This window comes from Acetobacter pomorum (genome assembly GCF_002738225.1).
Lineage (GTDB): Bacteria > Pseudomonadota > Alphaproteobacteria > Acetobacterales > Acetobacteraceae > Acetobacter > Acetobacter pomorum.
The window spans coordinates 1-6250 of record NZ_PEBQ01000042.1; the positions used below are offsets into that span (position 1 = coordinate 1).

4 protein-coding genes are annotated in these 6250 nt (G+C 46.7%); 3 read left to right on the plus strand and 1 reads right to left on the minus strand.

Annotated features, from left to right (window positions below; all coding sequences use genetic code 11):
- Positions 1 to 717: 717 nt before the first annotated feature.
- Positions 718 to 1362 (minus strand): glutaredoxin 2, encoded by a 645-nt coding sequence (gene grxB, locus CSR02_RS03225; RefSeq protein WP_099540557.1) that lies wholly within the window; start codon positions 1360 to 1362, stop codon positions 718 to 720.
- Positions 1363 to 1486: 124 nt separating this feature from the next.
- On the opposite strand from grxB, the gene tmpT reads away from it, so the two are divergent.
- The 3 genes from tmpT (at position 1487) to CSR02_RS03240 (ending at position 6183) form a co-directional block, all read left to right on the plus strand.
- Positions 1487 to 2137 (plus strand): thiopurine S-methyltransferase, encoded by a 651-nt coding sequence (gene tmpT, locus CSR02_RS03230; protein ID WP_099540558.1) that lies wholly within the window; start codon positions 1487 to 1489, stop codon positions 2135 to 2137.
- A 165-nt stretch (positions 2138 to 2302) separates the two neighbouring features.
- On the plus strand, positions 2303 to 3559 hold the full coding sequence (locus CSR02_RS03235; protein WP_099540559.1) for a dicarboxylate/amino acid:cation symporter: 1257 nt from the start codon (positions 2303 to 2305) through the stop codon (positions 3557 to 3559).
- Positions 3560 to 3669: 110 nt separating this feature from the next.
- Positions 3670 to 6183 carry an excinuclease ABC subunit UvrA gene (locus CSR02_RS03240; protein ID WP_099540560.1) on the plus strand — a complete coding sequence of 838 codons (2514 nt, stop codon included), beginning with the start codon at positions 3670 to 3672 and terminating at the stop codon, positions 6181 to 6183.
- The last annotated feature ends 67 nt before the right edge of the window (positions 6184 to 6250 follow it).

Genomic DNA, 6250 nt, shown 5'->3' on the forward strand with positions numbered 1-6250 from the left:
ATGCAGGCGGAGGCGACAGAGGGTCTGTCTGTTTCAAGGGGAGATACTCCTCTTTACACAGGCAACCGTCACGTTGACGGGATATTCCACCGAAGTGCGGAATATGCTGGCTGACTGCAATTCTCCGGGTGATGCCAAATGGCTGTTCACTCCGGAATCTTGTGGAAAATACGGTTCGGGGAAAGTCCGCGCCTAAATGGTGAAAGCCAAAGGGGCTTCTAACCATAAAAGCCTCAGGACATATGTCTGAGGGAAATAACAAGCGCAGCGGGTCTGCGGCACTATGCGATAGCTGGATGTATCTGCTTGCCAGATGAGGTGAGGGAAGAATCTGATAGTAAACAGATTATGGTTTTATATTAATGCATCAATATAAAACAGGCACCCATCACGAGACAACAAGAAAACGAAACCATTTGATTTTTAGGAGGAATTACAAATCTAAAAGAAAGGGATCTCCTTCTGCCAGTTGTCATAACATTGCCTTAATAATGTTTTCTCATAAAATTTTCAACGAAAAATTTATAAAATATATTATTTATCTTGAATTATAAAATACTTTATAATTAGGAAATGAAATAAATTATATTTATTTTAAAAATGTTTTATTTATAAATAACTATATTGTTATTTGCATTTAACTTTATGAGTATGAATTTTTCCTGTTTTGTTGATCTTGATTTCTAAGAAAACACAAAACAGGAAAAACTTTTATAATCAGACAGCCATGCCATCAAGCAGTGGAATGCCAGATCGCTCGGAAAGAAATTGTCTGTAATGTTCTACCGGAGCAGGGTAATTTAACCCTTTGATAATGGAAAAGCTGTGCAACTGTGCAAACAGGTGAATATCGTCATAAGAAAGCTGTGCTTGAAGGGTAGTTACTTCTGGTAAAAGTGGGGCCAAATCTTCCAGAAGGGCGTTGAGAGGAACAAGTGCCTCAGAACCTTCGCTTAAAATCTCGCAAAAAGGGCCAGTTCCTGCTTCTTTTTTGCGGATAAAATAAGCGCGTCCAGATGTGGTGGAAAATTCTGGAAAGGGTGCTGCGGCTGCACGGGGCAGAAACTGCCTATAAAGCAGAGCATTGGAGCGACTGATCCAATCTGCAATTTCAGGCCGGGCCGGTTTGGTTAGGATGGGTGTACCTTCCCGGTCTATATGTGCAACAATATCCAGACTTTCCCCCATATAATGTCCGTTTTCTTCCAGAATCGGCAGCATTTTCTGGCCAATCATGCCGATAGGTGTTGCTTCATCATCATTTTGAAGCACGACGATCGAGACAGGAATATTTTTGAGGCCAAAAATCATTCTGGCTTTAATGCAGAATGGGCAATGATCATAAACATAAAGTTTACGCATGAGGGACAACTTTCTGATACGAGGTGTAACGTTGAATATTCTGAAAAAGCAGAATGTTTGTGTTGCTGTTCAAGTCGGCAGCATAAACATGTTCTGAGTAATTTTATAGCGTAAGAGGGCCAAAATGGATGCACAATTCTGGAATGTAAAATGGCAAAAAAACCAAATTGGCTTTCATCTGCCCTCAGTTAACCCACTATTGGTGAAGCATTTTTCTGTTTTAAACCTTCACAAAGGTGCGCGCATCTTTGTGCCATTATGTGGCAAAACATTAGACATACACTGGTTGCTGCAACGTGAAATGGATGTGGTGGGGATAGAACTTAGCCAAATTGCCGTAGAGCAGCTGTTTTCTGAATTAGGTATATCACCCCGTATATCCAATATTACATCTGGCATGCTGTGTTTTGAAGCTGAAAACATCTGTATTTTTGTGGGTGATATTTTTGCGCTCTCATCCCAATTACTGGGAGATGTGCATGCGATTTATGATCGCGCTGCCCTGATAGCTTTGCCTCAAGTCATGCGTGCCACTTATGCAAAGCATCTCATGAATATTTCGAATAAGGCGCAGCAGCTTCTTGTTACCTTGGAATATGACCAATCCCTTATGAAAGGCCCTCCATTTAGTGTAAATCAGAAAGAGATCCAGAAGTATTATGGTGCCGATTATGCAATAAAATGCCTAGAGAGCACTGATGTAGAAGGCGGGCTGAAGGGATGTGTGCCTGCCGCAGAAAAGGTATGGTTTTTAAATCCTGAATATTCCGAATGAGAACATTTTTTATTGTGTGCATAGGTAATGATATGCCTTTTTAAGGAAAAGATACGTTAAGGAAATAATTTTTATTTCCCGCAGTTTTGACCTCTTGCATCTTCTTCCCTATATGAGCCTTCTTTTTGACAGGATTCAGGCTCCTAAAGGGAGGAAGAAGAAGAAATGGCAGCGGTTGCTTCACCCTCCAATACCAAACGGCGCACTTACGCTATTCTAATTGCTCTTGTGCTAGGTATTGTGTGCGGGCTTGCGGTGCATGATCTGTTTCCGGCCTATATTTCAGCCGCGCATCAGGTGGCAGCCTTGTTAACGGGGCTTTTTTTGCGGCTTATCCGCATGATTATTGCGCCGCTTGTGTTTGCAACATTGGTCAGCGGTATTGGCAAGCTGGGGGATGATACCTTGGTAATGCGCGTAGGTGGGCGCGTTTTGCTGTGGTTTATCAGTATGTCTTTCATTTCGCTTCTTATTGGTCTGTTTGCGGCTAATATTTTGCAGCCTGGACATGGATTTTCCGCACCTCTGCCGTCCGATATTTCATCTCTGAAGCATCCTTTTGAGCCAGTTGAATTTTTGCTGCATGTGGTGCCCACCAGCGTTATGGATGCCATGGCGCGTAATGATATTCTGCAAATTGTGGTGTTTTCAGTTCTGTTCGGTGTGGCCTTGCCAGCTGCCGGCAAGGCAGGTGAAACCATGCTGAAATGGACGGAAGAACTGGCCCATATCATGTTGCGTATGACGGATATGGTGATGGTGCTTGCGCCATTGGCTGTATTTGGCTCCATTATGGGCACTGTGGCGCAGAGTGGTGCCGGTATGCTGCTGCATTATGGGCGGTTTCTGGCGGAGTTTTATGGGACAATTTTTGTGCAATGGGGTGTTCTTACCTTCATTGCTTTTCTCGTTCTGGGGCGCAGAATTAAAGCGTTGCTCAATGAACTGGTGCAGCCTGTTCTGTTAGGCTTTGCAACAGCCAGCAGTGAATCTGTTTATCCATTATTGCTCGAAAAACTGGAAAATTTTGGCGTGCCAACCCGTATCAGTGGTTTTGTGTTGCCGCTGGGGTATAGCTTCAATATGGATGGCTCCATCCTGTTCCAGTCTTTCGGTGCCATTTTTATTGCGCAGGCATATGGTATCCACATGCCGTGGTCTCAGCAATTTCTGATGTTGTTGGTGATGATGCTCAGCAGTAAGGGTATTGCTGGTGTGCCGCGTGCCTCGCTGGTAACGCTTGTAGCTGTTCTGCCGCAGTTTGGTCTGCCTGAGGCAGGTATTGCGCTTATTCTTGGGATTGATCATTTCCTAGATATGATGCGTACCGCAACCAATGTGCTGGGCAATGGGTTTGCGGCTGCTATTTCGGCCAAATGGGAAGGCGCGCTTTCCGATGGTCCCACAGAGGATACCCTGTAAACTTTAAGGTGCCTGATTTTCCGTGTTAAACGGCAGAAAGTGCTCTATGCAGGGCACCTATTCTTTTTTCCATACCACAGGGTAGAAACAGGGGGCGTATAATGCTTCCCATGAAAATACAGTCTTCTGCCCATAGCCCTGCCGATATGATTTGCGTCCGTGGGGCACGTGAACACAATCTGAAAAACGTTTCTGTTTCCGTGCCACGTGACAAATTTGTTGTCATGACGGGTGTTTCGGGGTCAGGCAAATCTTCGCTGGCATTTGGTACCATTTATGCCGAAGCCCAGCGCCGGTATCTGGAATCTGTGTCTCCCTACGCACGCCGGCTATTTAATCAGATGCCTGTACCTGTTGTGGATGCAATAGAGGGCTTGCCCCCAGCTGTTGCATTGCAGCAGCAAAGAGGAGGCAGTAGCAGTCGCTCGTCTGTTGGAAGCCTGACTACACTCTCAAACCTATTGCGCATGTTGTATTCGCGGGCGGGCACATATCCTGCAGGGATGAGCCGTTTGGAGGCTGAAGATTTTTCATCCAACACGCCAATGGGGGCTTGTCCTCGTTGCCATGGGCTTGGGCGCATTTATGATGTTACAGAAAAAACATTGGTGCCAGATGATACGCTTAGTATCAGGCAGCGTGCGGTGGCCGCATGGCCTACGGCATGGCAGGGCCAGAACTTGCGGGATATTTTAATTACCCGTGGCGTAAATGTAGATATTCCGTGGCGGGATTTGCCCAAGGCTACGCGTGATTGGATCCTTTATACGAAAGAGACACCAACCGAACCTGTTTACCCAGGCCGTACACATGAGCAAGTTTTAGAAGCTATAAAGCATGGTGTGCCTGCAGATTATAATGGCACATTTACAGGTGCACGGCAGTATGTGCTGAATACATTTACAAAATCGCAAAGTGCCAAAATGCGGGCGCGGGCTGCATCTTTCATGGTCAGTAGTGTGTGTCCTGTGTGTCATGGGCAAAAGCTTAAAACCGAGGCACTTCAGGTATTATTCGCTGGGCGCAATATTGCAGAGCTTTCAGCTTTGCCTCTCAAGAGTATTACGGTCCTTTTGCAGGAGCAAAGCCAGCAGCTTAAAAAGAAAACAGATGCCACTGGTCTTGCTGCTTATGGCATTGTGGAAGCCTTGATAGAACGTTTGCAAACCCTTTTGGAACTAGGGCTTGGCTACCTTCAGTTAAGCCGGGGAGTACAAACACTTTCTCCCGGTGAGTATCAACGGCTACGGTTAGGCACACAAATTCGTTCCAATCTGTTTGGCGTTCTGTATGTGCTGGATGAGCCAAGCTCCGGCTTGCATCCATGTGATACGCAAGCATTGCTAAAAGCTCTGCATGGATTACTTGAGGGAGGCAATTCGCTCTTGGTAGTAGAGCATAACTGCCAGGTGATCCGTCATGCAGAGTGGTTGGTGGATGTTGGGCCGGATGCCGGTGAAAAAGGGGGAGAGGTTCTATATAGCGGCCCGATAGATGGGCTGAAATCTGTTGCCCGTTCCCGTACACGTCCATATCTTTTTGATGAGGGCAGGCATAAGCTGATTGCTCCTCTCAAACCGACAGGATGGTTGTGTCTGGAAGATATAAATTGGAACAATCTGCATAATGTCGCACTCAAATTGCCTTTGGGGGTGATGACAGTTGTAACGGGTATTTCCGGTTCTGGTAAATCCAGTTTGGCTGGTCAGGCATTGGTTCATATCGTTTCCAAGGCATTGGGGCAGAAAGAGCAAGTTGAACAGCCTGAAACAAGTGAAAACGACCTTCCTGAAGTAGCAGAAGGGGCTGAACCAGCAGGGCGGGTTGTAAGCGGATTGAAAAATATCCGGCGCCTTGTGGTGGTGGATCAAAAACCCATTGGCCGCACGCCTCGCTCTAACCTAGCAACCTATACAGGTTTGTTTGATCAGATCCGGCAAGTGTTTGCTGCCCAACCACAGGCCAAACAGCAGAAAATGGATGCGGGCTGGTTTTCGTTCAATGTTGCAAAGGGGCGCTGTCCGCGTTGTGAAGGTGTGGGTTCCATAGAGGTGGAACTGTTATTTCTCCCCAGTGTCTATGCACCATGCCCGGAATGTCATGGGGCGCGCTATAAACCAGAAGTGCTGGCGATTACCCTTAAAGGACGCAACATAGCTGATGTGCTGAACATGAGCGTTGATGAAGCACATGCGTTTTTTGCCGATACACCCAACATAGCGCATGGGTTTGATACCCTACAGCAGGGGGGCTTAGGATATTTGCGCCTGGGCCAACCTGCCACAACGCTTTCTGGAGGAGAGGCGCAGCGGATCAAGCTGGCGACAGAACTTCAGAAAAAGCGGGCAGGGCATATATTATATGTTCTGGATGAGCCCACAACCGGGTTGCACCCAGCAGACGTAGATCGGCTTATTCGGCAATTGCGTCAGCTTGTAGCGCAGGGCCATACCGTTGTGCTGGCTGAGCATGATATGCGCCTTGCCGCTCAAAGTGACTGGATGCTGGATATGGGGCCAGGAGCAGGAGATGAGGGGGGGCAAATTGTTGCAAGTGGCACGCCAGCAGATATAGCGCATAACCCACACAGCCGTACCGGACCTTTCCTGTGCGAATATCTATAAAAAATTCGCAAGTATGTATTTTTTCTGAAATTGGGTGTTGACGTTATGAGTGGGTGGGGTGTAGAAG

What these genes read in the sequence shown, in the direction of transcription:
- grxB (WP_099540557.1), bottom strand. Translation starts at nt 1,362, where the DNA reads ATGCGTAAACTTTATGTTTATGATCATTGCCCATTCTGCATTAAAGCC.
- tmpT (WP_099540558.1), top strand. Translation starts at nt 1,487, where the DNA reads ATGGATGCACAATTCTGGAATGTAAAATGGCAAAAAAACCAAATTGGC.
- CSR02_RS03235 (WP_099540559.1), top strand. Translation starts at nt 2,303, where the DNA reads ATGGCAGCGGTTGCTTCACCCTCCAATACCAAACGGCGCACTTACGCT.
- CSR02_RS03240 (WP_099540560.1), top strand. Translation starts at nt 3,670, where the DNA reads ATGAAAATACAGTCTTCTGCCCATAGCCCTGCCGATATGATTTGCGTC.